The sequence below is a fragment of the Oceanobacillus saliphilus genome, assembly GCF_023522835.1.
Taxonomy (GTDB): Bacteria; Bacillota; Bacilli; order Bacillales; family Amphibacillaceae; genus Oceanobacillus; species Oceanobacillus saliphilus.
Genome location: NZ_JALCZU010000115.1, coordinates 1 through 274 on the forward strand (window position 1 = coordinate 1; position 274 = coordinate 274).

1 protein-coding gene is annotated in these 274 nt (G+C 39.1%); it reads right to left on the minus strand.

What is annotated here, in order from left to right; all coding sequences use genetic code 11:
* On the minus strand, positions 1–274 hold a 274-nt coding region (locus MN204_RS21840; protein WP_249872930.1), incomplete at both ends, for a hypothetical protein.

Consider the following 274-nt stretch of genomic DNA (forward strand, 5'->3'; position numbering starts at 1 on the left):
TATTGTTACCAAATAAACCTTGAAGTGGGTTTACAGATGATTGTTGGTATATACTGAATTGTGGTTGAGCACCATGTGTCATTTGGATACTTTGTTGGGGTATCAATGTAGTTTTAACATACTCTTCGTCAGGTTCACCTGGTCTGTTAGATCTAGGACCATTTCTTGCAGAATTGGTTGGCATTTTCTTGGACATTGCCTTTGATGAAAGACCTGATCCAATTTCAATATCTGGTTCATCAACAACCATACCACTCAGAATTGGCTGACCACC